Source organism: Methylovirgula sp. 4M-Z18 (genome assembly GCF_037890675.1).
Lineage (GTDB): Bacteria > Pseudomonadota > Alphaproteobacteria > Rhizobiales > Beijerinckiaceae > 4M-Z18.
On the sequence record NZ_CP149574.1, the window covers coordinates 1,007,992 to 1,034,759 of the forward strand.

Consider the following 26,768-nt stretch of genomic DNA (forward strand, 5'->3'; position numbering starts at 1 on the left):
ATTGTTTGGGTGTCTCGTTCTGCCGGCCCTCTTGTGTATATGCGCCGGTGCTGTGCTGGCCGAGAGCCAGGAGGCGGAGATCCCCGTGATGGCGGCGGCCGCGAGCCGGTCCGATGTGCCGGTCTATTTGACCGGCCTCGGGACAGTGCAGGCGTACAACAGCGTCGTCATCACCTCGCGGGTCGATGGGCAGATCGTCAGAATCGACTTTACCGAGGGGCAGGATGTGCATGCCGGCGATGTGCTGGTGGAAATCGATCCCGCGCCCTATGCCGCGGCGCTGGCCCAGGCCAAGGCGAACAAGCTGAAGGACGAGGCGCTGTTGGACAACGCCAATCGTGACCTCGACCGCGCCCAGCGTCTGGCCACGACCGGCGCGGGCACGACGCAGCAACTCGACACGTCCAAGGCGCAGGTTCGGCAATTCGAGGCGGCCCGGGCCGGCGATGCCGCCGCGATCGAGGCCGCCGAAGTGCAACTCGCCTACACGACGATCCGATCGCCCATCGACGGGCGGACCGGCGCGCGCGCGATCGATGTCGGCAATATCGTTCGCGCCGGCAGCGGCAGCGGGATCGTGACCGTCAATCAATTGCAGCCGATCACCGTCGCCTTCGACCTTGCCGCCGACGCGCTGCCGCTCATCCGTGGCCGCATGGCGGAGGGGCTTACCGTGACCGCGCGCGACCGCAACGATCATCCGCTCGCCACGGGCCGCCTCACGTTGATCGACAATCAGATCAACGTGACGTCGGGCACGATTCATTGCAAGGCGACCTTCGACAATCATGACGAGGCGCTCTGGCCCGGCCAATTCGTGTCGGTCCAGCTCTTGGCCCAGACGCGGCACGATGCGCTCGTCGTGCCGCTCACGGCGATTCAGCGCGGTCCGGCGGATCTTTACGTCTATGTCGTGGGCAAGGATCATACGGTGGCAAAAAAGCCCGTCACGGTCGATTTTTCGACGCCCGACGTTGCGGTCGTCGCGAAGGGGCTTGAGGCGGGCGATGAGGTCGTGACCGATGGCCAATATCGGCTGCAGCCGGGCGTCCATGTGCGGATTCTGTCCGAGTCGGCTGCGACGCAATGAATATCTCGGCCCCCTTCATCACGCGGCCCATCGCCACGACATTGCTGATCTTCGGGATTACGCTGCTCGGGGTCGTCGCGTATTTCCTGCTGCCGATTGCCGGCGTGCCGCAAGTGGATATTCCGACCATCCAGATCACGGCCGATCTGCCGGGCGCCAATGCCGATACGATGGCGACATCCGTCGCGACGCCGATCGAGCGGCAATTGGCCTTCATCTCGGGCATCAATTCCATTTCGTCGAGTTCGTCGCTGGGGCACACGTCGATTCAAGTGGAATTTGACCTCGACCGCAGTGTCGATTCCGCCGCGCAGGACGTGCAGACCGCGCTCAATGCGGCGGGCGGGGACTTGCCCAAAAGCATGCCGGCGGCCCCGACCTATGAAAAGGTCAATCCCGCCGACGCGCAATTGGTCTCCATCGCGGTCTGGTCGGACGATTTGCCGATCGCCAAGGTCGACGATTATGTCGAGACCTATCTGGCGCGCCAGCTTTCGCGGCTGCCGGGCGTGGGCCTCGTCGATTTCCATGGCGAGCAGAAGCCGGCGGTGCGGGTGCAAATCAATCCCGCGGCCCTGGCTTCGCTGGGCTTAAGTCTGGAGGATGTGCGCGGCGCCCTGGCCAGCGCCACAGTGAATGCGCCGAAAGGGACGCTCGACGGACTGAAGCAGGCCCTGACGCTCGACACGACCGACCAATTGTTCGAAGCGGCGGCGTTCAAGGATACGATCATCGCCTATCGCGAAGGCGCGCCGGTGCGCATCCGCGATATCGGCACGGCCGTCGACAGCGTAGAGGACATTCGTCAGGCGGCCTGGCTCAGGGGACGGCGGGCCATAGTCATCGACGTGCACAAGCAGCCGGGCTACAACATCAATGCGACGGTGCAACGGGTCAAGGACACGCTGCCCGATCTGCAGCGCAACCTGCCGCCGTCGGTAAAGCTTGAGCTTCTGGGCGACCGCACGCAGGTCATTCACGCAGCGGTGAACGACGTGCAATTCACCATGGCCGTCAGCATCGCGCTCGTCGTGCTGGTGGTGTTTCTATTCCTGCGCCATTTGAGTGCCACGGTGATCCCGAGCATCACCATTCCGGTCTCGCTGCTCGCGACCTGCACCGTGATGTATCTGGCCGGCTATACGATCGACAATGTGTCGCTGATGGCGCTGACCATTTCGGTCGGGTTCATCATCGACGATGCCATCGTGATGGTCGAAAACATCGTTCGGCATATCGAGGCGGGCGAGACGCCGGTGCAGGCCGCACTGAAGGGCTCGGCGGAAATCGGGTTCACCATCGTTTCGATGACGCTGTCGCTGATTGCCGTGTTCATTCCGCTGCTGTTGATGGGCGGCCTGATCGGCCGGCTGTTCCACGAATTTGCCGTGAGCGCCAGCATCGCCATTCTGATGTCGGGCCTGGTCTCGCTCACCTTGACGCCGATGATGTGCGGCCAGTTCCTCCACGCCGGCAAGCCGAAGGAGGGATGGATTGGCCGCGCCCTGGAGGCGATCTTCACGGCCAGCCTGCGCGTGTATGACGTGACGTTGCGTGCGTCGTTGCGGCATCATGCTTTGGTGATGCTGTGCCTGCTCGCGACCATTGCGGGCACCGTCTATCTCTATCGCATCGTTCCCAAGGGCTTCTTTCCGCAACAGGATGGCGGCACCATTATTGCGAGCACCGAGGCGGCGCAGGATATTTCCTTCCAGGCGATGTCCGACCGGCAAAAGGATATGATGCAATTGATCGCCAAGGATCCGGATGTGGAAACGGTCTACGGCTGGATCGGCGCCAATCCCACCGTGAATTCCGGCCGCATCATGATCAGCCTCACGCCGTTCGACCAGCGCACCGCGAGCGTCCAGCAGGTGATTGGCCGATTGCGCAAGAAGGCGCAGAGCGTTATGGGCCTCGGTCTTTTCCTCGTGCCGCGCCAGGACGTGCAGATCGGCGCCAAGGTCTCGAAGACGCAATATCAATATACGTTGCAGGATCCGAATATCGACGAGCTCTTCGTCTGGGCGCCACAGATTCTGGAACGCATGAAAAAGCTGCCGCAGTTGCAGGATGTGACCGCCGATTTGCAGCCGAGTGCGCCGCGCATGACGCTGCAGGTCGATCGCAACCGGCTCGGCCGTTTTGGCATCACGCCGCAGGTGGTGGACGACACGCTCTACGATGCCTTCGGCCAGCGCCAGGTCGCGACGATCTTCAGCCAGCTCGATCAGCATCATGTCGTTCTGGAGGTCGACCCGAGTTTCCAGGGCGACAGTTCCGCGCTCGATCGGCTCTATGTCCGCTCAGGCCTGAGCGCGCAAATGGTGCCTCTGTCGATGCTGGTCAAATATGAGACGTCGGTGGCACCCCTGACGATCAACCATCAGGACCAATTTCCCTCCGTCACCTTGTCGTTCAATCTGGCGCCGGGCCATTCGCTCGGCGACGCGGTTGACGCCATTCACAATATGGAATTGACGATCGCCAAGCCGGCGGCGCTGACCGCGCGCTATCAGGGCTCCGCCAAGGTTTTTGAAAACTCGCTCGGCAACCAGCCCTATCTCATCGCCGCTGCGGTGCTCGCGGTCTATATTGTTCTTGGCATGTTGTACGAGAGCTTCATTCATCCGATCACGATCCTCTCGACCTTGCCGTCAGCCGGCGTCGGCGCGCTGCTGGCGCTGATGCTTCTTGGCTATGATTTTTCTTTGATCGCGTTGATCGGCGTCATCCTCCTCGTCGGCATCGTCAAAAAGAACGCGATCATGATGATCGATTTTGCGCTCGAGCGCGAACGTCACCAAGGGCTGAGCCCGCGCGAGGCGATCTATGAAGCCTGCCTGTTGCGGTTCCGGCCCATCATGATGACCACGATGGCCGCTTTGCTCGGCGCCTTGCCGTTGGCGCTCGGCACCGGTGCCGGCTCCGAATTGCGCCGCCCCTTGGGGATCGCCATCGTCGGCGGATTATTGTTGTCGCAGTTTCTGACCCTCTACACCACGCCGGTGATCTATCTCTATTTGAGCAAATTGGAGCGAAGGCGGGGCAAATGGCTACCGCTCATGAGCCGGCCAGCGCCGACGCGGGAAGCAGGACACGGTCTGTCGAGCAAAAGCTGAGCGTCGGACGCGCTGAGTTTTTCAGCCTTTAGGCGACGAGCGACCTGACGATGCTTTTTGCCGTCGTAAAGGCGGTGACATCGCGGCGCATTTGCGATGCCGCGACTGCACCTTGGAAAATCAGATGCAGATGCTTGCCGAGATGCGCCGGCTCCTTCAGCTTGGCCTGCCGGCACAGGGCAATGAAATGCGCCTCGAAATAATGGACCGTTGCCTCGCCCACTTGCTCGATGCCGACGTGCCTGTCGCGGTACTCCTGCGCGGCCTGCTGCGCGAGACAGCCGCGGAATTGTTGCTGCAACATCAGGTCCCGCCGGATATCGAACAGCGCCATGATCTGCGCGCGCGGGTCATCCGAGCGTTCCGCGGCCGCGTCGATCAGATAGGTCCGGACCGTGGCGCCGTAATGGTCCAGCACCGCCTCGATCAAATGCTCCTTGGTGGGAAAATATTTGTACAGCGTACGCTTTGACACGCCGGCATCGTCCGCCAGCGCATCGACCCCGGTGGCGTGAAAGCCGCCGCTGTAAAAGGCGTCAAAGGCCTTTTCGACGATCACGGTCTTTTTCGATGGATTGGTCATTGGTTGTGCACCTCCGGTATTATCTCTTCGAGGATTATAACACGCCCCCCTTGACAATGTACACAGATCGGTTTACCTCAATTCAATGTAAACAGATCGGTTTACTTTGTGAAGAGGAGCTGGTGATGTCGCAAGCATTCCATTTGGACAATCGGGTCGTCCTGGTCACGGGCGCGACGCGCGGGATCGGCGCCGCGACCGTGCGTGAATTGCTGAAATTCAAGGTCAAAAAAATCTATGCCGGCGCCCGTAACCCGGATGGTTTGCCGCAGTTCAACGATCCGCGCGTTGTGCCGCTGCAATTGGACATTACCGACCCGCAATCGGTGACCAAGGCACGCGCCGTTGCGGCCGATGTCGATGTGCTGATCAACAATGCCGGGACGGCGGTCCTGTCGCATTTCCTCGACAGTTCCGAAGAGGTCCTCGGGGCGGATATCAATACGAATTATGTTGGCACCTTGCGCGTCACCCGGGCCTTCGCGCCGGCGATCGTCGCCAAAGGCGGCGGACTTATCGCCAATGTGATCAGCGTGGTGGGCCTGACCTCGGCGCCGAGCCTGTCGGGCTATTCGGCCTCAAAGGCGGCCTTGCACTCGCAGACCCAGGCGCTCCGGACGCAATTGAAAGCATCGAACGTGCAAGTGCTCGGGATTTATCCGGGGCCGGTCGAGACGGAACTGGCGCGCGATATTCAGGCTGAAAAAGCAAGTCCCGAATCCGTGGCGCAGGAAATCGTTGCGGGTATAAAGGCCGGCGAGACCTATATCTTCCCCGATCAGATCGCCAAGCATGTCGGCCAATTATGGGCCAATGACGGGCGCATTCTGGACACGGCGCTGGTACGCGAAGCGTAAGGCGCACGTCCAGCCGACGTGGGGGCCGATCTTCGCGCCGACGCCGGTCATGGGCCGCACGTGAGCGGCGCGACCATCTTGGCCGCAATTTGCGCAAGTTCGCCGGTGGTACGCGCCGCCGTATTGCCGTCGCTGCCGGCGGCCAGATGGCCCGCTGCCGCGGCCGCGATCTGGTCGGCGGCGATGACGCGATAGGAACTCGCCAGCACGACGCCGCCGAGATGCGGCTTGGCCGTCGGGTCGTCCGCCAAGAGGCCGCGGACTTGCCCGGTGGGCGATAAAATCAGACTGCCCCACATGCCGGGTTGCGCCGAAGCGGTGAAGGTTTTGCCGTCGCCGCGCAACGTGCCGGGCGCCGCCTGCAAATGGCCGCCGCTGAACCCGAAGGCCACGGCATCGGCGCCGGTGTCGCCTTGCGCCAGGGTTGGGGCGGGGGCATCGGCGCTCTCGACTTTGAGCAGAGCCGCGCCGCTGCCGGCGTCACTCCCAACGACCTGCGCCGGTTTGCCGTTGACCGAAGGGGTGCGGCAGCCGTCCAAGGCCCCCGAAGGCGCCAGGGCGTAACCGCCGCCGAGCAGCAGGACGCTTGCCGTCTTGGGGGCCGCCGGCGGCGGAGCGAGCGCCGAAGGTGTCGCCGTTCCGGTGCCGGCGGTCGGCGCCGTCTTGGGGGTGGCAGCGGGCGCCGCACCGGCGGCGATCGGCTCGAATGTGTTGGCGATGGCGATCACCAACTGGTCGATGTTCGGGATCCACTTGGGATTGTACGTCACCGTATAGCCGCGCAAACCGTCCTGGGTCGGCGCAAAGCGGGTGTAGAATTTTTGCGTGCCGCTATCGCCCGTCACGACGAAGAAATCCGGCCGCAGCAATTTATAGGTGACTTTGCGGCCCGGTGCGGCGGCATTGACGAAACGATCGAAGGTCGCGGCCATATCTGCATGGTCGGGAGTGGTTTTCACAGTTTCCAGTATGAAATCGGCGCCCTTGCTCCATTTGGTGCCTTGCACGGTTTTTTCCTGGACCAGGCCCAGACTGGCGGCAATCCCGATTCCTGAGCCCGTGACCGGATCGGTCACGACTTTAAAGCCGATGGCGGCGCGGTTCCTCTGCGCCAATGTCGCCATTTGCTGGCGCTGTTGCGGGTCCAAAATCCCGTCCTGCCGGCCGCCGATCTGCTTTTGAAAGGCGACGAGCGCATTGTAGGTGAGCTTGCCGAAGGTGCCGAGTGAGGCGCCGTAATAATCCGTGACCCAGACGAGATCGTTCTGAATCGCCCGCCGTTCTGCTTCCGGAAGCGCTTCGAACGCGGCCTGTGCGGCGCTTTCCACGGGATCGACGGGTTTGGCGGCGGCTGGTCCAGGCGGCGGCTTTTGCGCTGCAACAGGGCCGGCGCTCAGGAGAAGCAGAAGGGTGAAGGCTAGTCCGTTCGCGAGTTTCATCCGTGCATCTCCGTGCCGGGATTTTGCCCATGCCGCTGCGTTTGTCACGCGGATTTAAAGTAGAGCAGCTATTCATCGTGAAAAAGCAATTCGTCCGCATGGCCGATTGTTGTGGCGTCCTTGCCATGGCAAATTGTCGTCTTCAGGATTCCTTTTGCGAGGCGCATATGATCCGGCCGATCCGAACTCTCTTCTTGTTGCTGGGACTGTTGCTCGTCGCCGTGCCGGCCGTGGCCCAGACCAAGCCCTATCTCGACGAAGATCTATCCGGCCAAGTGCTGCGCCTCGGCGAGAAGCTGCATAAAGACAAGCCCTCTCTCGTCGGCCAGCCGTCGGGACCTTATGATTCGCAAGCGCAGATGGCGCTGAGCGGGAAAGACTATGAGAAAGCGCTCGCCGCGGCGAAAAGTGCGGTGACCGCCAATGGCCGCGACGCGCTTGCCTGGCGGCTGCTTTCACAAGCGGCCCAAGGATCGATCGATCCCAACAATTACAGCACGAAATACGATTTGCAGGAGCTTGCGGAGCAGGCGGCCTATGGCGCCTATGAGCAGAGCAAGACCAGCCCGGACAAGGCCTCGGCGCTGGCGCTCCTTGGCAGCGCCTATGCCCAGGCGCAATCCTGGCGCGCGAGCCTCAATGCCTATCGCGCCAGCCTGGATCTGAACGCGGATTCGGGCGTTCAAAGCACCTATGAGGACCTACGCGAGAAATACGGCTTCCAGATCAAGGATTATACCGTCGATTCCGACGCGGCGGCGCCGAAAGTCTGTTTCCAATTTTCGGAAACCCTCTCGCGGGCGACGCCGGATTTTTCGTCCTTCGTTGCCGTGAGTTCGACGCAGGGCGGCACCTCGGTTTCGGCCGAGGACACGCAGCTGTGCGTGAACGGCCTGAAACATGGCGAGCGCTACGCGATCGTCATTCGGCAAGGTCTGCCGTCCGATGTCGGCGAAGCGCTGCTGAAATCAGCGGATTATGAAATATACGTGCGCGACCGTTCGCCGTCCGTGCGATTCACCGGCCGCAACTACGTCTTGCCGAAGACCGGTCAGCAGGGCTTGCCGGTCGTTAGCGTGAATACGACCAGCGTCGATCTGCAGGTCTATCGCATCGGCGACCGCAGCTTGCTGCCCACGGTTCACTCCGATGATTTTCTCGAACAATTGTCGGGTTCATCGGCGGATACGATCGCCAAGGAGAAGGGCGAAAAAATCTGGTCCGGCACGATGGCGACGAAAAGCGACCTGAACCAGGACGTGACGACTGACTTTCCCGTGACCGAAGCCATCCCGCAAATGAAGCCGGGCGTCTATGTGATGTTCGCGGATGTGACGGGCGCCAAGAAGCAGAATAGCGACGACGAGGAAGTCGATTACGAGACGCGCACGACCCAGTGGTTCGTCGTCTCCGACATCGGCCTCACTGCTTTCACCGGCGATGACGGCGTGCATGTGCTCGTGCGCTCGCTCGCCACCGCCGAGCCAATGGGCGGCATTGAGGTGAAGCTGCTCGCCAAGGACAACGAGATTCTCGACACGAAAACCTCGGATGCCAAGGGCGAAGTCGATTTCGATGCCGGGCTCGCGCGCGGCAAGGATGGTAACGCACCGGCCATGCTCAACGTGAGCGACGGCAAGGGCGATTACGGCTTTCTCGATCTCTCGCAGACGGCATTCGATCTCACCGATCGCGGCGTCAAGGGGCGTGTCGCGCCGGGGCCGCTCGACGCGTTTGCCTATACCGAGCGCGGTGTCTACCGCTCGGGCGAGACGGTCTATGTCACAAGCCTTCTGCGCGATGCCGCCGGTAATGCGGTTGCCGGCTTGCCGCTGACGTTCGTCGTGACGCGGCCTGACGGCGTCGAATATCGCCGCTCGGTCATTCAGGATTCCGGCCTTGGCGGCCATGTCCTGTCGGTGCCGCTGATCAATAGCTCGCAATCCGGCACCTGGCACGTGAATGTCTATTCCGATCCAAAACGACCGGCGATCGGTTCGACGTCGTTTCTCGTTGAGGATTATGTGCCCGAGCGGCTCGATCTCACGCTGAAGAGCACGGCCGATTACGTCCATCCGGGCGAGCCGGCGACGATCAAAGTCTCGGCGCATTACCTCTATGGCACCGCGGGGTCGGACCTCGACGTGTCCGCTGATTACCGGATCGAGGCGGCTGATGAAATCGCCGTGCCGGCGCTGAAGGGCTACAAGGTCGGGCTCACCGACACGGCATTCGAAACGGTGACGGGCCAGATGGACGAAAACGGCACGACCGACGAAAACGGCAATGCTGAAATTTCCGTGCCGCTGCAGGAGACCGAAGCGTTGCGGCCGCTGCAGGCCACAATCGGCGTCAGCGTGAGCGAGAGCGGCGGCCGCGCGATTACCCGCGAGGTCAAAGTGCCGATCGTGCCGAAGGGCAGCCTGATCGGCATCAAGCCGCTGTTCGGGCCGGACGATCTGACCGAAGGCTCGCAGGCGGCATTCGAGACGGTCATGGTCGATTCGTCCGGCAAGCGCATCGCGCGCCCCGGTGTGCGCTGGACGCTGTCGCGCATCGATAACAATTATCAATGGTTCTTCAAGAACGGCCATTGGAATTTCGAAGCGGTGAAAATCAACCGCACCGTCGCGACGGGCACGGTGGATATGAGCGACACGGCGGTCGCCAAAATCTCGGCGCCCGTGCAGCTTGGCGAATACCGTCTCGATCTTGTTGCCGAAGGCGTGCAGGGCGCGCAGAGCAGCTCGACCTTCTATGTCGGTTGGGGCGGGGACGTCACGGCCAATACGCCCGACGTGCTCGACATGCGGCTCGACAAGCCCTCGTATACGGCGGGCGATACGGTGACGGTGAAGATGCGGCCGCATTTCGGCGTCAAGGTCGATCTTGCCGTGATCTCCGACAAATTGCAGATGCTGCAGGAGGTGGACGTGCCGGCGAGCGGCGGCGAGGCGTCGTTGACCGTCAAGCCGGAATGGGGTGCCGGCGCTTACGTGGTCGCGCTGGCGCATCGGCCGCTCGACACGGCGGCACAGCGTGCGCCCGGCCGCGCGATCGGCGTCGCATGGTTTGCGATCGAGCATAACAATCATGCGCTGAACGTTGCCCTGACGCCGCCGCAGACGATCAAGCCGCGCGGCACGCTCGACATTCCGGTCAAGCTCGACGGGCTCAACCCGGGCGAAGAGGCCTATGTCGTCGTCTCGGCGGTCGATGTCGGGATTCTCAACCTCACGCGCTACCAAACGCCGGATGTCAGCGGCTACTTCTTCGGTCAACGGCAGCTGGCGCTGGAGCTGCGCGACCTTTATGGCTATCTGATCGATGGCATGCAGGGCACGCGCGGCGCGATTCATTTCGGTGGTGACAACAACGCGCCGACGACGCAGGGACCGCCGCCGATCTTCGAGCCTCTGGCGCGCTATTCCGGGCCGGTAAAGGTCGGTAGCGACGGCACGGCCCATGTGAGCTTCGATATTCCGGCGTTCAACGGCAAGGTGCGCGTCGTCGGAGTTGCGTATAGCCAGACGCGCGTCGGACAGACCGAGACCGATGTGATCATCCATGATCCCATCGTGCTGCAAGGCACATTGCCGCGCTTCCTGAGCCTCGGCGATCAGTCGCGCTTCCACATCGCCATCGACAATGTCGATGCGCCGGACGGCGATTATGTGCTCGATGTCGATGTGAAGGGCCCCGTGACGGTGCCGGTGGACACGCTGCATCGCACGATCCATCTTGGCAAGGGACAAAAGTCCGCCGTGACGATTCCGGTCACGGCTGCTGGGCTCGGTACCGCGACATTCGACTTGCATCTGACCGGCGGGGCCGTCGATCTCGGCCAGACCATGGTGCTGAAGGTCGAGAGCACGAACCACATGTTGGTCAACCGGCAAATTCAGTCGCTCAATCCCGGCGGCAGTGTCACCTTGTCGGATGCTTTGTTCAGCAATCTGCTGCCGGATTCCGGCACTTTGTCGCTGTCGGTGACGCTGCCCTATACGTCGATCGACGTGCCGAACCTGCTGCTGCAACTCGACCGCTATCCCTATGGCTGTACCGAGCAGACCGTGAGCCGCGCCATGCCGCTGCTCTATGTCAACCGGTTGGAGGCGCAGGAGCAGTTCAGGCTTGACGCCGGTGCAGACGACCGGGTGCGCGGCGCGCTCGATCGGGTTCTGGCGCGCGAGGATGCCAATGGCACGTTCGGCCTGTGGGGCGTGGGCGGCGAGGATGTGTGGCTCGACGCTTTTGCCGCCGATTTCTTGACGCGTGCGAAGGAAAAGAACTTCGCCGTGCCGAACCGGGGGCTCGAAAATGCGCTCGACCATTTGCGCAATTCGGTTGTCAACGTCTCCAGCATCAAGCCGGAAGAGTCGGCGGGCATCGCTTACGCAACCTATGTGCTGGCGCGTAACGGCCGGCCGATCATCGGCGATTTGCGCTATATGGCCGACACGAAGCTCGACGATTTCGCTTCGCCGCTGGCCAAGGCCGAACTTGCCGCCGGACTCGCCCTGCTCGGCGACAAGGGGCGTTCGACGAAGGCGTTTGCGACCGCGATCCAGGCGCTCGATGCCGAGAAGGATGACGGCTATTCGCGCTACGATTACGGCTCGAAGGTGCGCGATGCCGCCGGCATTCTCGCGTTGCTGGCCGAAAGCGGCGGCGCGCATACCGACGTCGTGCGGGTGAGCTCCATTCTCGATTCGGCGCGCGACAATTCGCGCTACCATTACACCACCACCCAAGAGCAGAATTGGATGGTGATTGCCGCGCAGGCGCTCAGCAAGGACGCCAACACGCTTGACACGAGCGTGGACGGCGATGCGAAGAAAGGCGTCTTCTATCGCAATTTCACCGAAGCGAAATTGCAGGACAAGCCGGTCGTCGTGACCAATCAGGGCGCCGATCCTGCGCGGCTCGTGCTGGCGGTCTCCGGCGTTCCGGTTGCTCCGGAACCGGCGGTCGAGCAGGGCTTCAAGGTCGAGCGCACGATTCATGCGATGAACGGCGATGTGGTCGAGCCCTCGCAACTCAAGCAGAACGAGCGCTACATCATCTCCCTGCGCGTGACGGAAAAGGAGTCGCATTTCGGCCGGCTGCTGCTGGTTGATCCGCTGGCCGCGGGGCTCGAGATCGACAATCCGAGCCTCGTCGCGGATTCGGTTTTGCCGGATGCCGATTGGTTGAAACAGGCGATCGAGCCAGTCAATTCGGAATATCGCGACGACCGTTTCGTGGCGGCCTTCAATCGCGAGCCCGACAATACCGCGGTCTATTCGGTGGCCTATATCGTGCGTGCAGTCTCGCCCGGCAAATACGTGCATCCGGGCGCGACGATCGAGGACATGTACCGGCCCGAGCGGTTCGCCCGCTCGGCATTCGATCAGGTTGAAATATCGGCAGCAAAATAATGCCGGGAAGCACAAGGCCGCGCCTGTGGAGACGATGGCGCTTCCTCCTCTTGGGAAGCGTCCTCGGCCTTCTCGTCTTCGCCGCCGCGATCGTGGCGGGCGCGGCCTATTATGTTGTCACGTTGCCGCCGGTCGATATGAGCGCGGCCAATGCCCGCTCGCCCGTCGTGCTCGACCGCAACGGCCAGCTCCTGCGTCCTTTCATCACGCCGGATGGGCGCTGGCGGTTGCCGGTCGATGCCAAGGATGTCGACGAGCATTATCTCAAATTGCTGTTCGCTTACGAGGATCAGCGTTTCTTTTCCCATCACGGCGTCGATCCGTTGGCGCTGCTGCGCGCGGCGGGACAATTGCTGACCCATGGCCGCATCGTGTCCGGCGGCTCGACCCTGACGATGCAGGTCGCGCGCCTGATCGAGCCGCGCTCGGAGCGCTCGCTCGGCGCCAAGCTCCGACAGATGGCGCGGGCCATCGATCTCGAGCGGCATTATAGCAAGACCGAGATCCTCAACATGTATCTCGCGCTGGCGCCGTTCGGCGGCAATATCGAAGGCGTCCGCGCCGCGAGCCTTGCCTATTTCGGCCGCGAACCGAAACACCTGTCGCTGGGCGAAGCCGCGCTGCTCGTCACCTTGCCGCAATCGCCCGAGGGACGGCGGCCCGACCGTTTCGCCAACATCGCCAAAACGACGCGCGACCGCGTTCTAAAACACGCCATGGCCGTATCGCTTTTCCCGCACGAGGATTTGCGGCAGGCCGTGCAGGAACCGGTGCCGGTCGAGCGTAAGATCTTTCCGGCCGTCGCGCCGCAGGTGGCAGATGCGATTGTGGCGCAAACGCCGAATGAGCCGGTCCATCGTCTGACGCTCGATTTCGCACCGCAGACGAGCCTGGAAAAGCTGGCGCAGGAACGCGCGCAGGCGCTCGGCCCTAATATTTCTGTTGCCATGGTTCTCGTCGACAATGCCAGTGGCGAGATTCTCGCTTCGGTGGGCGGCGCCGATTATTTTTCCAAGGATCGGGCGGGATCGATCGATCTGACCAAAGCGATCCGGTCGCCCGGCTCGGCACTGAAGCCGTTCATCTATGGCTTGAGCTTCGAGCAAGGTATCGCCCATCCCGAGACGATTTTGGAGGATCGTCCCTCACGTTTCGGGCTTTACGCACCGGAGAATTTCGACCGCACGTTCCAGGGCACGGTGACGGCGCGGCAGGCCCTGCAAATGTCGCTCAATATTCCGGCGATCGATGTGCTCTCGCATGTCGGACCGGACAATTTCCTGGCGCGGTTGCGGCTTGCCGGCGCGACGGTCGAATTGCCGAAGGATTCCGTGCCCGGCCTCTCCGTCGCGATCGGCGGCCTCGGCATCTCGTTGCAGGATGTGGCGCGGCTCTATGTGGGCCTGGCGCGCGGCGGTAATGAAATTCCGCTCACCATGCGCCTCAACGATCCGACCGAGCGCACACCGCGGCCATTCCTCGATCCGGTGGCGACCTGGTATGTCACGGACATCCTGCGCGGCGCGCCGCCGCCCACCAACGCGCAGGGCGGCTATCTCTCCTATAAGACCGGCACGTCCTACGGCTATCGCGATGCTTGGGCGATCGGTTACGACCGCAAACATACGCTGGCGGTGTGGGTCGGTCGCGCCGACGGCGCCGCAGTGTCCGGACTCGCGGGCCGCGTCTCGGCCGCGCCCATCCTGTTCGACGGTTTCGCCCGCGTCGGCGTTGATTATGCACCGTTCCCGCAACCGAAGAATGCGCTGATCGCCACGAATGCCCAATTGCCGCCGCCGCTGCGCCGCCTGCACAACGAGGTTTCGCGCAATACTCCGGTCATGGCCAACACCGGCCTCAAGATCGCCTTTCCGCCGGATGGTGCGCGGCTCGATCTCGCGTCGTCGGGCGAAGCCTTCGATCAACTGGTGCTGAAAGCCGAAGGCGGCGTCGTGCCGCTGACCTGGCTCATCGACGGCAAGCCGCTGCAGATCGCCGATTTGCGCCGAGAGGCGAGTTTCACGCCGGAAGGGCGCGGCTTTACGACGATCATGGTGATGGATGCGACGGGCGCAACCGACAGCGTCACCATTCGAATGCAATGAGCCGGTGTGTTGGCAAGGCGTCGGTCAGAACTTGTCCGGATGCGGGATGGAATCTTTCAGCCGCTCGATCAGCCAGCGCCCTGACGGGCCGGGAGGGCTGTCGGTGCGATACACGGCTGACATGGTCATGACATATCCGTCGACCGGCGCGTCCTCGATCGCGATTTCGACCAGCGCGCCTTTTTCGAGATCGTCTTTCACCGCCTCATACGGCATGCCGCCCCAGCCGAGGCCGGCGCGCAGAAAGGCATGTTTGGCGCCAAGGTCGGCAAGACGCCAGGTGCGCGGCGAGAAGACACCAAAATCGCGCCCCTGCGACAGATCGGAGCGGTCGGTCAGGACCAGTTGCAGGTGCTTTGCAAGCACGCAGGTCGGGATCGGCCCGTTATGCGCCGCAAGCGGGTGCTCCGCCGCGGCGACCATGACGATCCGGACCCCAAGCAACCGCTCGCGGCTGAATTGCGGCGTGAGCAGCGGGATCGAGCCCGTGATGCCAAACGCGCTGCGCCCATCGGCGATCGGCGGCACGACCGCCCCGAGCGTCTCCACATAGAGCCGCAGGGGCGTCGCCGGAAATTCCGCCTGGAAGGCGGCGACCGCGCAGGTGAGATTTCTGATCGGAAACATCACGTCGACGACGACGCTGAGTTCTGCCTCAAGCCCGCCGGCAAGACCTTTCGCCCGCGCCTTGAACAGGTCCATCCGGGCCGCAACCTCACGCGCGTCCACGAGCAGGGCGCGGCCCGCGTCGGTCAGCACCGGAAAGCGGGTGTTGCGGTCGAAGAGCTGGACGCCAAGCTGCGCTTCCAGATTGGCGAGCGTTTGGCTCACCACCGATTGCGCCCGTTTCAGCCTGCGGCCCGCGGCGGAAAAACTGCCTTCGTCCGCTGCCGCGATGAAGGTGCGAAGTTGGTCGATGGAAAGGCCGTCGAGCATCTATCCGTTCCGCCGATGGATCATATCTAGAAATATAGGCTTCTAAGTTGGATCGGGCAATCCTACATCCGTGCCATCGCATGAATTTGGATGAACTGATGTCACCCAATCGTCTCAACTTCGGCCGGCCGCGGCCTTTCAGGTTCCCGTGATGATCAGCTTTCTCAAATCTCTCTTCGCGTCCCCCAAACCTCTGGAAATAAGGACTAAAGCCATGAAACTCCTGCATATTGATTCGAGCATTCTGGGTGAAGGCTCGGTCAGCCGCCTCCTGACGAGCGAGATCGTCGCGGCGCAGAAGAAGCAGCATCCCGGCGTGCAGGTCATCTCCCGTGACCTTGCCGCCGCTCCGGTCGGGCATCTCTCCGGCGCCCATCTCGCCGCTGCCCAAGGCGCCACGCCGGAAGCTGCCGACTTGCAGAAGGATGTCGCAGCCGGCCAGGCCGCGCTCGACGAATTCCTGGCTGCCGACATCGTGGTGATTGGCGCGCCCATGTACAATTTTGGCGTCCCGAGCCAGTTGAAGGCCTGGATCGACCGTATCGCCGTCGCTGGCAAGACGTTCCGTTACACCGAGAAGGGTCCGGAAGGTTTGGCGGGCGATAAGAAGGTGATCATTGCCTCGTCGCGTGGCGGGTTCTACGGCGCGGACACGCCGGCTGCGGCCCTCGACCACCAGGAAAATTACCTGCGCGGCCTGTTCGGATTCCTTGGCGTCAAGGACATCACCTTCGTGCGGGCTGAAGGCATCGCGACCGGTCCCGATCAGCGCACCAAGGCCATCGAAGAGGCAAAGACCTATATCGCGAAAATCGCGGCCTGAACGCCGTAGCGATGAACTGATGGCGCGGGATCAGCCCGCGCCACGTGCCGTTTTGGGCGCGGCCATATCGGTCTTGACCTGTGCCGCTGCGGCGTCGAAAGCGTCGGCGACGCTCCAGAAGCAGCGCGCCGGGCTGATCAAATCGAGATCGCCAGCCCGCGAGAATGTGTCGCGCGTCTCTTCCTTGACGCGTGCGAGATAGAGTCGCCGCTGCATGCGCTGCAATTGCGCTTCGCCCTCGGCCAAAGCGTCGAGTGCTGTACTGTCGACGTCCACCGTTTCCTCCAGACTCAGAATCACCGCCCGCGTGGTGGAGTTGGCTTTCGCCAGTTTGGCCACCTGATTCATGATCGCCTCCGCATTGGCGAAGAACAATTGCCGGGCCGGCCGCAGCACCAGGATGTGCGGGTCGGGAATGACGTCCGGGTGGCGGGCGCAATCGACAAAATCGTGACTGTCGCCGAGCCGGCCGAGCATGTCGATGCGCGGTTGCGACAGGCGCTGCAGGATCGCCAGCAGCGACAGCGCCACGGCGACCAGCATGCCGTTGAGGACGCCGAGCATCATGACGGCGAGGGCGGCTGCGACGGCCACGTATTGGTCCCGGTCGATCTTCCACAACCGAATCAGCGGAGCCGGCTCGAGCGCGTGGAACAGCGCCGAAATGACCACGGCCGCGAGCACCGGGGTCGGCAGGAGGGCGATGAGATCGCCTGCGAACACCATGAAAATGATGATGGCGATCCCCGCGACGAAACCCGACAAGCGGCTTTGCGCGCCCGCCGTATCATTGGCGGAGGACCCCGAAAAGCCCGCGCCGACCGGCATGCCATGCACGAGGCCGCTTGCCGCATTGGCGAAGCCAAGGGCCCGCAATTCCAGATTGGCGTCCAGCGTATCGCCGTGCCGCAGGGCGAGATTGCGCATCGAGCCCCAGGATTCGGCGTAAACGATGAGGAACAACGGCGCGGCGACGCGCGCCAGATGCGCCCATGTCGTGAGTGTCAAATGCGGCAAGCTCGGCATATCCGGCTTGGCATCGATATGGCCGACAAGATCGACGCCATAGCTTTTCAGATCCACGAGCAGCGAGACGAGAATCGCGCCGACAAGGACGAGAAACGCGGCCGGCACGGCGGGAATGCGCTTCAACAGCACCAGCGCCGCCAGGCTGGCAGCGCCGGTCAGGATGCTGGGCCAATTCCAGTTCGCAGCGACTTGCGCCAGATGCAGCAGCACATGGAACGGATCGCCGCTGGGCACGTGAACATTGGCCATGTGAGGCAATTGCGAGACGACAATGGTGATGGCGAGGCCAAAGGCAAAGCCGCGCAGCACCGGGCGGGAAATGAAATTGGCGAGAAAGCCCAGCCGGGCAAAGCCGGCGATCAGGAAAAACAATCCGGTGAGAATGACTGCGCCGTAGGCGAGCGGTTCGGCCGATGCAGCGCCGGTATCGAGCGTCACGGCTCCCACCGCCGCCGCCAGGATGGCGGCCGACGAGGATGTCGGCGAAACGATCGCGAAGCGACTGCGCCCGAGCAGGCTGTAGATCAGGAGCCCGGCGACCGCTGCGAAAATCGCGTGCTGCGGCTGAAGATTGGCGATGGAGGAATAGGCCACGGCTTCGGGCAGCAACAGGCCGGCGACGGAAAGACCTGCAAGAAAATCGGCGCGATTCAAGCTCATCAAAGACTCACCAGATGAAATAATTTTGTCACATTAGCCTGCGGCAAAGTTGGCCAAAAGGGAAGCGCCCATACGGCTCTCGCCGAGAACCGCACTTGTCTGGCGCCGTCGCTTACCCCATGTTGCTCGCCCCAGACTCAAGACCAGGATATTGCCGTGGCTCTCCACTTCTCGCCCCAGGAAATGCTCGCCCGTAAAAACCGCGCCCTCGCGGCCATGGCAGAGGCGGAACTCGATGGTCTTTTGCTGTTCGCGCAGGAAAGCATGTACTGGCTGACCGGCTACGATACGTTCGGCTTTTGCTTCTTCCAATGTCTCTACCTCGCCCGCGACGGCCGCATGGCGCTTCTCACCCGCTCGGCGGATCTGCGCCAGGCGCAACATACGTCGAACCTCGACGACATTCGGATCTGGAAGGATGCCGCCGACGCCAACCCAGCGCAGGACCTGCGCCGGATGCTCGGCGACCTCGGCGCGGCCGGCTTGCGGCTGGGCGTCGAATATGAGTCCTATGGCTTGACCCATTATAATGGCCGCCGCGTTGAGGCGGCGCTCGACGGGTTTTGTACCTTGCAGGACGCCTCACGCCTCGTCTCGACCCTGCGCGTGACGAAAAGCGCCGAAGAGGTCGCCTGTGTGCGCAAGGCGGCTGAACTCTCCGATCTTGCCGATGCGGCGGCGATCGCCGCGACCTTCCCCGGCGCCGATGAGGGCCACATCCTTGCCGCCCAGCACAATGCGATTTTCGCGGCGGGCGGCGATTATCCGGCCAACGAATTCATCATCGGATCGGGCCGGGACGCGCTGCTGTGCCGCTACAAGGCGGGCCGGCGCGTTCTTTCCGAGAACGATCAGATCACCCTCGAATTTGCGGGCGTCTGGCGGCATTATCATGCTGCGATCATGCGCACCCATGTGGTCGGCACGCCCAAGCCGCTGCATCTTTCCTACCACGCCGCCGCCAAGGAGGCCTTGCTCGCCTGCGAGGCCGAATTCCGTCCCGGCCGCACAGCCGGCGACGTGTTCGCTGCCCATGCCCGGGTATTCGATGCGCACGGATTATCTTCTCATAGGCTTAACGCCTGCGGGTATTCGTTGGGCGCGAAATTTACGCCGTCCTGGATGGACCCGCCGATGTTCTATGCGGCGAACGACTTTTTGATCGCTGAAAATCAAGTGTTTTTTGCCCATATGATCCTGATGGACAGCGCTTCGGAGACGGCTATGTGTCTTGGTCGGACCTATCTCGTGACGGCGCAGGGCGCCGAGGCGCTCAACGCCCCCTCGCTGGACCTCATCGTTAAAAAAGAGTAAAAATCCGGCCTCGCTGCACGGGCCATCGGAAGCCCAAAGCGTGCGGAAAGGCGTTGAGGATGCGTGTTTTGAGTGGGGGCCGCCTGATTCGGCGCGTGGTTTTCGTCCTGTTGGCGGCACTGCCTGTGGCGGCCTGCGTGGAAGAAGCCGTCGAAATTACTGCAGTGGAGCAGCCCTATCCGAAGCCCGAATCCGCCGGCAGCCCGCGCGGCGCGAGTGTTGCGATCGCCAGCCTCGAAGGCGCGCCCGACGACGTGGAAGCTCGCTTTTCCGCCGCCCTTGTCGCGGCCACCAAGGATCGCGATATTACGATCGCCGATTTGAAACAGGCGCGCTATACGGTGCGGGGATACCTCACGGCCTATCCGGTCGAGGGCGGTACGGCCTTCTCCTATGTCTGGGACGTCTTTGCCGGCGAAAAAGGGCGCAGCCAGCGCGTTTCCGACGCGGTGGTCGTCAAAGGCACGGCGGATGATCCTTGGACGCTGGTCGACGACAAGGTGCTGAGCGACCTCGTTTCGCATAGCACCGATGACCTTGCCGCTTATCTCTCGAACACGCCCGAGGCCGTCGCCGCCCGGGCGAAAGAACTGAATGTCGCCCGCCGCCAGCCTGCGCCCGCACCCCAGCCGTCGAACCAGGCGGCCATTCCCGCCGAGGCGCCGACGCTCGAGGCACACGAACCTTAAGCAATTCCGCCCGTAGACGGTGGATTACCTGCAACTTCGCGGGTGCAACATATTGTTCCCGGGCCGCCGCGCTGCTATGACCCCGCTGGAGATTGCACCCCGGCGTCCGAGTCCGCCGGTTTTTTTGAAGAGCGGGACGTCCAAATGGCGGACAAAATGAAGATTTTGGCGGGCAATTCCAACGGGGCCCTCGCAGAGGCGATAGCGGCCTATCTGGGCGAGCCTCTCACGAAGTGTCAGGTGCGGCGCTTCGCCGATATGGAAGTTTTTGTCGAGATTCAGGAGAACGTGCGCGGCCAGGACACGTTCATCATTCAGTCGACGAGCTTTCCGACGAACGACCATCTGATGGAATTGCTGATCATGACCGATGCGCTGCGCCGCGCCTCGGCGCGCCGCATCACCGCCGTCATTCCCTATTTCGGCTATGCCCGGCAGGATCGCAAATCCGCGTCGCGCTCGCCGATCTCGGCAAAGCTCGTCGCCAATCTCATCACGACGGCGGGGGCCGACCGCGTGCTCACGGTCGATCTGCACGCTGGCCAGATCCAGGGGTTTTTCGATATCCCGACCGATAATCTCTTTGCCTCGCCGGTCATGGTGCGCGACATCAAGGAGCGGCTCAAGCTTTCGGATGTCATGGTCGTCTCGCCCGATGTCGGCGGCGTGGTGCGCGCCCGTGCGCTGGCAAAACGCATCGATGCACCGCTCGCGATCGTCGACAAGCGCCGCGAACGGGCCGGCGAGTCGGAAGTGATGAACATCATCGGCGATGTGAAGGGCAAGAGCTGCATTCTGATCGACGATATCGTCGATTCCGGCGGCACCCTGTGCAACGCCGCCGAGGCGCTGCTGGCGGATGGCGCGCGCGAGGTCTATGCCTATATCACGCACGGCGTGCTTTCTGGCGGCGCGGTCGCGCGTGTCGCGGCTTCGAAGCTGAAAGAGCTTGTGCTGACCGACACGATCCTGCCCACCGAGGCAGTGCGCGTTGCGAAAAACATTCGCGTCATCTCGATCGCGCCGCTGATCGGTGAAGCCATCGCCCGCACGGCGAAAGAAGAAAGCGTGTCGAGCTTGTTCAGTTAAAAGAGATTTGTAGAAGCGAAGAATCGAAAGGGCCCCCGCCTTGCGGAGGCCCTTATGTTCAGCGCTTATTCGATCACTTCAATCACTCTACGAGTCACCGGATCGACGATGACCGGCTCGTCATTGATGATGGCGTAGCGATATTCTCTGTTCACGCCATATTCGCTCGGGACTTCGTAATAAGTCACGCCTTGGTCAGGCAAGATGACGCCGGGGCGTAGGTCGCGATCATAATGATATGATGGCAAGCCTTCACTTTCCACATAGGTCCGGAAGCGCGGCGCCACCTCGCGGGAAATGACGATGCGTGCCGCGGGGGCCGGTGGCGCTGCGACCTCGTCACCCTCGCCAATCACCTGCACGATCCGGTGCGTCGACGGGTCGACAAGGACCGGCTCGTCATTCACGACCGTGTAGCGATAGCCGTGCCGGACGTGATATTGGGCTGGCACATCGCGATATTGCACGCCTTCCGGCGGCAGCACGACGCCGACGCTTACATCGCCCTCATAATGATAAGAAGGAACGTGTTCCTCCACGACATATTCGCGGAAATGTTTGCGTTCTCCAATGCCGAGCAGCCCATTAATACCACCCGTCACGCCGCCGACGACGCCGCCAACAACGCCGCCCACAGGCCCACCATTATCGGAGCCTTGCTGCGCGCCTTGGGTCGCGCCGTTGACAACACCTTGCGCATAGGCGCCGGCCGACAAAGACAACAGAATTGCCAATGTGCTCAATTTGAAATTGTAATTTAACATGATGCATCTCCCGTTGCGCGCGAGGTCAACGCGCAATCGCTCTCATCGAGAGCGAAAGCGCGATCTTGCGCGGTTTGTTCAAGGCATATCGACCTATATAGGGCCAATGCGTCCGCATACTAGGAGCTCCACAAAAACGTCCCTAAAAAGCCGCTATTGGAGGCGCGTTTGATTGGAAAATCGGGCGATCACGCAGCCTGGCGATTGTAGCTATGCGCCTGCTGGATTTTATTATGGCACAGCGTTTGACCGGCGCGCGACTTCCGGGCACTAATAGCGTCCCAACTCGCTGACGAAGGACAAGCTTCACCATGAAAACCCGCGCTGCCGTTGCTTTTGCCGCTGGTAAACCACTTGAAATCGTCGATGTGGATCTTGACGGCCCGCGCGCGGGCGAAGTGCTGATCGAAGTGAAGGCGACGGGGCTTTGCCACACGGATGCGTTCACGCTTTCCGGCGCCGATCCGGAAGGGATTTTTCCCGCGATTCTCGGTCATGAAGGCGCGGGCATTGTCGTGGATGTCGGGCCGGGCGTGACGTCGCTCAAGAAGGGCGATCACGTCATTCCGCTCTATACGCCGGAATGCCGCGAATGCGAATATTGCCTGTCGCGCAAGACCAACCTCTGCCAGAAGATCCGCGCGACCCAGGGCAAGGGCCTCATGCCGGATGGCACCAGCCGTTTTAAATTCGAAGGCAAACCGGTGTTCCATTACATGGGCACGTCGACATTCGCCAATCATATCGTCGTACCGGAAATCGCAGTTGCAAAAATCCGCGAGGACGCGCCTTTCGATAAAGTGTGCTACATCGGCTGCGGCGTAACCACCGGGATCGGCGCGGTGATTTGGACCGCCGGTGTCGAGGCTGGCGCGCGCGTCGTGGTGTTCGGCCTGGGCGGCATCGGTCTCAATGTCATCCAAGGTGCGCGCATGGTCGGCGCGGCGCAGATCGTCGGCGTCGACATGAATCCGGCCAAGGCCGACATGGCGCGCAAATTCGGCATGACGGATTTCGTCAATCCCACCGACGTGAAGGGCGATCTCGTCGGTCATCTCGTCGAGCTCACCAAGGGCGGCGCGGACTATTCATTCGAATGTATCGGTAACGTGAATGTGATGCGCACCGCGCTCGAATGCTGCCATAAGGGCTGGGGCCAATCGATCATCATCGGCGTTGCCGGCGCCGGCCAGGAAATTCAAACACGGCCGTTCCAATTGGTGACGGGCCGCGTCTGGAAGGGTTCCGCTTTCGGCGGCGCGCGCGGCCGCTCAGATGTGCCGAAGATTGTCGATTGGTATATGGACGGCAAGATCAATATCGACGACTTGATTACGCACAAGTTGCCGCTTGCACAGATCAACGAGGGCTTCGATCTGATGCACGAAGGCAAATCCATCCGCGCCGTCGTGGAATTTTAGTCGCTATTTGCAGAACCGCTCGCTTAGCGCCGAACGGCCGCGGTCGTTTGGCGTGGAAGGGCGATGCAAAGGCGCAGGGTAGTCGGGTGAGAGAAATGGTGATGTATGTTGCCGTCATTGCGAGCGAAGCGAAGCAATCCTGTATGTTTGTAGAGCGTCACGCGTTGGTGTGACGTGAGGCGGGTGTGGCGCGGAAGCAATCCAGGCAACACCGTGATGATGGCGAGCGCATGCCCGCCTCCTGTTGTGACCGAACAGTCGATTGGGCGGCGTGTTTGACCGCGCTGGTCCGGATACAGGAGAGGCTTCATGATCGTCTTGTCGAACGCCGCCGGGATTGATGCCGGGCGGGATTTTCTGGATGTTGCGGTTGAACCGTGCGGCCATGTTCGCCGGGTCGCCAACGCACCTGCCGGCATCAAGGCCTTGCTGGCCTGGCTGACGCGCCGACAGGTGCGGCGCGTCGTGCTGGAGGCGATCGGCCCCTATGCGGCGCGCCTCGTGCGGGCCCTTGCCGATACCGGTTTCGAGGTCGGCCTCGTGGATCCGCGCCGCATCCGGGCCTGGCGGACCGCCGAAGGACGTCGGGCCAAAACGGATCGGCTGGACGCCAAGCTCATTGCGCGCTTTGCTCTGCGCATGGAAAATATCATCCGCCCCGTGCCCACGCCCCAGGCCCAGCGCATCAAGGCGCTGTCGACACGCCGTCGGCAGATCGTCGAGATGATTGCGATGGAAAAGACCCGTCTGAAGCAGGCTTTTGACGCGGACATCGCCCAGAACCATCGAGAGACGATCGCTTTCCTGACGAGCCAGCGCGCGGCGCTCGAGGCGGAGTTGACCGCATGCCTGACGGCCGACGATGGCGGCGCCCGCCTAGCCCTACTGCAGACTGCGCCAGGGGTCGGGCCGGCGGTGGCCATCACGCTCCTGGCGGACCTGCCGGAACTCGGAACGCTGGATCGGCGGGCCGTGGCTAGCCTCGCCGGCCTCGCGCCCCAGATCACCCAGAGCGGTCTCGACAAGGGGCAAGCGCACATTGCGGGCGGACGCCCCTGTCTGCGCAATGCGCTCTATATGGCGGCCCTTGCGGCAACCCGATCCAAATCCGGAATGCGCAGTGAGTATGAAGCCATGCGCAACGCCGGAAAACCACCCAAGGTCGCTCTCATCGCCATCGCACGAAAACTCCTGGTCATCCTCAACCATATGATGCGCGAGCGCCGACCCTGGACACCAAATCCCTCACAAAAAACTTGACGCAAAACACAGTCGCCATCCCCCAATCAATTGACTGTAGTGGGATTCATTGACGTTAGCTCGGCGCTGCAACGGCCCGACCGCAGCAAAATTTACGTCGGCCAGGGGATGGATTGCTTCGCTTCGCTCGCAATGACGGTAAAAATCTCCTTTGCCCGATTACCCCGTACGAAGGCACCCGTGCATTTGCGCCATCGCATGGCGAATGCTATGCGCAACTGATATGCAATTTGGGAATTTGACCCGAACCAGGCATAAGGTCGAGAATCGATGCGAACATCTTGAAACGAGGTTGCGTGCCTGTGACATCTTGCCCCACATTCTCTCCGAATTCTGATTCCATCCGCGCTCAGCACGATGGGGTGCGAGGGGGAGCGAAGGCCGATCTCGGTGCTTTGCCGGAATGGGATTTGAGCGGGCTCTATCCCGATCTCGACAGCGACGAATACAAGGCCGATACAGCAAGAGCGCTCTCCGAGTGCCGCGATTTCGCCGCGCAGTACAAGGGTAAGCTCGCGGAGATTGTCGCCGGGCCGGACGCTTCCGCCCAGCTCGCCGCCGTGATCCGGCGCTATGAGGGGCTCGAAGATCTGCTCGGCCGCATCATGTCCTATGCCGGCCTTGTCTATTCAGGAGACACGACGGACCCGGTGCGGGCGAAGTTCTACGGCGATGCGCAGGAAAAGGTCACGAACGCCTCGACCGACCTTCTATTCTTCGTGCTCGAACTCAATCGCCTCGATGCGGCGCAGCTCGACGCTGCGATGCAAACCGGGCCGCTCGCACACTATCGGCCATGGCTTGAGGATATTCGCAAGGAACTGCCGCATCAGCTCGACGATCAGCTCGAAAAGCTTTTTCTCGAAAAATCGGTGACCGGGCGCTCCGCCTGGAACCGTCTGTTCGACGAAACCATCGCCGCTCTGCGCTTCACGGTCGATGGTCACGAAATGACGATCGAGCCGGCGCTGAACTTGCTGCAGGACCCGCAGGAGAATACGCGCCGGAACGCCGCCCATGCGATTTCGCAGACCCTGAGCGGTCAGGCGCGCACCTTCGCCCTCATCACCAACACGCTGGCCAAGGATCAGGAAATTTCCGACCGCTGGCGCCACTTCACCCATGTGGCGGACTCGCGCCACCTTGCCAACCGGGTCGAGCCCGAGGTTGTCGATGCGATGGTGAGCGCCGTGCGCAGCGCCTATCCGCGCCTGGCGCATCGCTATTATCAGTTGAAGGCGCATTGGTTCGGCAAGCAGGCGCTGCCCTATTGGGATCGCAATGCGCCCCTGCCGCAGGCACCCGCCCATCATTGGCGGTGGGATGAAGCCCGCGATCTGGTGCTTGGCGCCTATCAGCAATTTTCGCCGCGGATGGCTTCGGTCGCACGCCGGTTTTTCGACGAACGATGGATCGATGCGCCGGTGCGGCCCGGCAAGGCGCCGGGCGCCTTCGCCCATCCCACCGTCCCCTCGTCGCATCCGTTCGTGCTCGTCAATTACCAGGGCAAGCCGCGCGACGTCATGACCCTGGCGCACGAACTCGGACATGGGGTGCATCAGGTGCTCGCGGGGCCGAATGGCGCGTTGATGGCGCCGACGCCGCTGACCTTGGCCGAGACCGCATCGGTGTTCGGCGAAATGCTCACCTTCCGCTCGCTGCTCGCCCGCACGGACGATCCGAAATTGCGCAAGTCGATGCTCGCCGCGAAGGTCGAGGACATGCTCAATACGGTGGTGCGGCAAATCGCGTTCTACACGTTCGAGCGCAAACTGCATGAGGCGCGCCGCGAGGGCGAACTGACGCTCGAGCAGATCAACCGTTTCTGGATGGACGTGCAGGCGGAAAGCCTTGGGCCGGCGATCCGGCTCGATCCGTCCTATGAGATTTTCTGGGCCTATATTCCGCATTTCATCCATTCGCCGTTCTACGTCTATGCCTATGCTTTCGGCGATTGCCTGGTAAATTCGCTATACGGCGTCTATCAAAACGCCGCCGAAGGCTTTGCCGAGCGCTATCTCGCGATGCTTGCGGCAGGGGGGACAAAACATCACACCGAATTGCTTGCGCCGTTCGGCCTCGATGCGCGCGATCCCGGCTTCTGGCAGATCGGGCTTGGCATGATCGAGGGGATGATCACCGAACTGGCGAATATGGACGCGTAAAT

At 62.2% G+C, this 26,768-nt stretch carries 17 protein-coding genes and 1 pseudogene; 12 read left to right on the forward strand and 6 right to left on the reverse strand.

The genetic code is table 11. The features are described from left to right. The first annotated feature begins 52 nt into the window (after positions 1-52). Together V9T28_RS04605 and V9T28_RS04610 are read left to right on the forward strand one after the other, a co-directional pair. Positions 53-1,090, forward strand: a complete 1,038-nt coding sequence (locus V9T28_RS04605; protein WP_199500142.1) for an efflux RND transporter periplasmic adaptor subunit — start codon at positions 53-55, stop codon at positions 1,088-1,090. Further along, complete coding sequence (locus V9T28_RS04610; RefSeq protein ID WP_116401063.1) at positions 1,087-4,212, forward strand: efflux RND transporter permease subunit; 3,126 nt, start codon at positions 1,087-1,089, stop codon at positions 4,210-4,212. Before V9T28_RS04605 ends, V9T28_RS04610 begins: the two co-directional genes overlap by 4 nt. Positions 4,213-4,240: 28 nt before the next feature. Here V9T28_RS04610 and V9T28_RS04615 read toward each other — a convergent pair whose 3' ends face one another. Further along, positions 4,241-4,795: a TetR/AcrR family transcriptional regulator gene (locus tag V9T28_RS04615; RefSeq protein WP_116401064.1), complete on the reverse strand. Its 555-nt coding sequence runs from the start codon at positions 4,793-4,795 to the stop codon at positions 4,241-4,243. A gap of 125 nt (positions 4,796-4,920) precedes the next feature. On the opposite strand from V9T28_RS04615, the gene V9T28_RS04620 reads away from it, so the two are divergent. Next, the gene (locus tag V9T28_RS04620) at positions 4,921-5,652 is read left to right on the forward strand and encodes an SDR family oxidoreductase (protein ID WP_116401065.1); all 732 of its coding nucleotides are present in this window, start codon (positions 4,921-4,923) and stop codon (positions 5,650-5,652) included. Between the two features lie 47 nt (positions 5,653-5,699). On the opposite strand, the gene V9T28_RS04625 is transcribed toward V9T28_RS04620, so the two are convergent. Further along, positions 5,700-7,091: a peptidoglycan-binding protein gene (locus V9T28_RS04625; RefSeq protein WP_116401066.1), complete on the reverse strand. Its 1,392-nt coding sequence runs from the start codon at positions 7,089-7,091 to the stop codon at positions 5,700-5,702. A 167-nt stretch (positions 7,092-7,258) separates the two neighbouring features. Between V9T28_RS04625 and V9T28_RS04630 the strand changes: the two genes are divergently transcribed. Together V9T28_RS04630 and pbpC are read left to right on the forward strand one after the other, a co-directional pair. Further along, the gene (locus tag V9T28_RS04630; RefSeq protein WP_116401067.1) at positions 7,259-12,511 is read left to right on the forward strand and encodes an alpha-2-macroglobulin family protein; all 5,253 of its coding nucleotides are present in this window, start codon (positions 7,259-7,261) and stop codon (positions 12,509-12,511) included. 50 nt (positions 12,512-12,561) lie between these two features. Next, positions 12,562-14,616 carry a penicillin-binding protein 1C gene (gene pbpC / locus V9T28_RS04635; RefSeq protein ID WP_245424108.1) on the forward strand — a complete coding sequence of 685 codons (2,055 nt, stop codon included), beginning with the start codon at positions 12,562-12,564 and terminating at the stop codon, positions 14,614-14,616. 24 nt (positions 14,617-14,640) lie between these two features. Here the strand turns inward: pbpC and V9T28_RS04640 are convergent, their stop codons facing one another. After that, entirely contained in the window at positions 14,641-15,552 is a 912-nt protein-coding gene (locus V9T28_RS04640) for a LysR family transcriptional regulator (protein WP_116401069.1), read from the reverse strand. Positions 15,553-15,766: 214 nt separating this feature from the next. On the opposite strand from V9T28_RS04640, the gene V9T28_RS04645 reads away from it, so the two are divergent. Continuing rightward, positions 15,767-16,375, forward strand: a complete 609-nt coding sequence (locus V9T28_RS04645; RefSeq protein ID WP_116401070.1) for an FMN-dependent NADH-azoreductase — start codon at positions 15,767-15,769, stop codon at positions 16,373-16,375. Between the two features lie 30 nt (positions 16,376-16,405). On the opposite strand, the gene V9T28_RS04650 is transcribed toward V9T28_RS04645, so the two are convergent. Continuing rightward, the gene (locus tag V9T28_RS04650; RefSeq protein ID WP_116401071.1) at positions 16,406-18,064 is read right to left on the reverse strand and encodes a SulP family inorganic anion transporter; all 1,659 of its coding nucleotides are present in this window, start codon (positions 18,062-18,064) and stop codon (positions 16,406-16,408) included. 156 nt (positions 18,065-18,220) lie between these two features. Here V9T28_RS04650 and V9T28_RS04655 point away from each other — a divergent pair, with 156 nt between their 5' ends. The 3 genes from V9T28_RS04655 (at position 18,221) to V9T28_RS04665 (ending at position 21,156) form a co-directional block, all read left to right on the forward strand. Further along, positions 18,221-19,378: a M24 family metallopeptidase gene (locus tag V9T28_RS04655; RefSeq protein ID WP_116401072.1), complete on the forward strand. Its 1,158-nt coding sequence runs from the start codon at positions 18,221-18,223 to the stop codon at positions 19,376-19,378. Between the two features lie 59 nt (positions 19,379-19,437). Next, a complete protein-coding gene (locus tag V9T28_RS04660) occupies positions 19,438-20,067 on the forward strand; it encodes a hypothetical protein (RefSeq protein WP_116401073.1) in 630 nt (209 codons plus the stop codon). 156 nt (positions 20,068-20,223) lie between these two features. After that, the gene (locus V9T28_RS04665; protein WP_445242161.1) at positions 20,224-21,156 is read left to right on the forward strand and encodes a ribose-phosphate pyrophosphokinase; all 933 of its coding nucleotides are present in this window, start codon (positions 20,224-20,226) and stop codon (positions 21,154-21,156) included. A gap of 65 nt (positions 21,157-21,221) precedes the next feature. On the opposite strand, the gene V9T28_RS04670 is transcribed toward V9T28_RS04665, so the two are convergent. Continuing rightward, entirely contained in the window at positions 21,222-21,518 is a 297-nt protein-coding gene (locus V9T28_RS04670; RefSeq protein ID WP_245424112.1) for a DUF1236 domain-containing protein, read from the reverse strand. Next, positions 21,507-21,920: pseudogene (locus V9T28_RS04675) on the reverse strand (DUF1236 domain-containing protein); the annotation flags it as partial. The gene V9T28_RS04670 and the pseudogene V9T28_RS04675, both read right to left, overlap by 12 nt. A 311-nt stretch (positions 21,921-22,231) precedes the next feature. On the opposite strand from V9T28_RS04675, the gene V9T28_RS04680 reads away from it, so the two are divergent. From V9T28_RS04680 to V9T28_RS04690, 3 genes are all read left to right on the forward strand, one after another. Further along, positions 22,232-23,341, forward strand: coding sequence for an S-(hydroxymethyl)glutathione dehydrogenase/class III alcohol dehydrogenase (locus V9T28_RS04680; protein ID WP_116401075.1), 1,110 nt, complete (start codon positions 22,232-22,234; stop codon positions 23,339-23,341). Positions 23,342-23,650: 309 nt separating this feature from the next. Further along, positions 23,651-24,601, forward strand: a complete 951-nt coding sequence (locus tag V9T28_RS04685) for an IS110 family transposase (protein ID WP_116401927.1) — start codon at positions 23,651-23,653, stop codon at positions 24,599-24,601. A 362-nt stretch (positions 24,602-24,963) separates the two neighbouring features. Continuing rightward, on the forward strand, positions 24,964-26,766 hold the full coding sequence (locus tag V9T28_RS04690; RefSeq protein WP_116401393.1) for a M3 family oligoendopeptidase: 1,803 nt from the start codon (positions 24,964-24,966) through the stop codon (positions 26,764-26,766). Positions 26,767-26,768 lie beyond the last annotated feature (2 nt).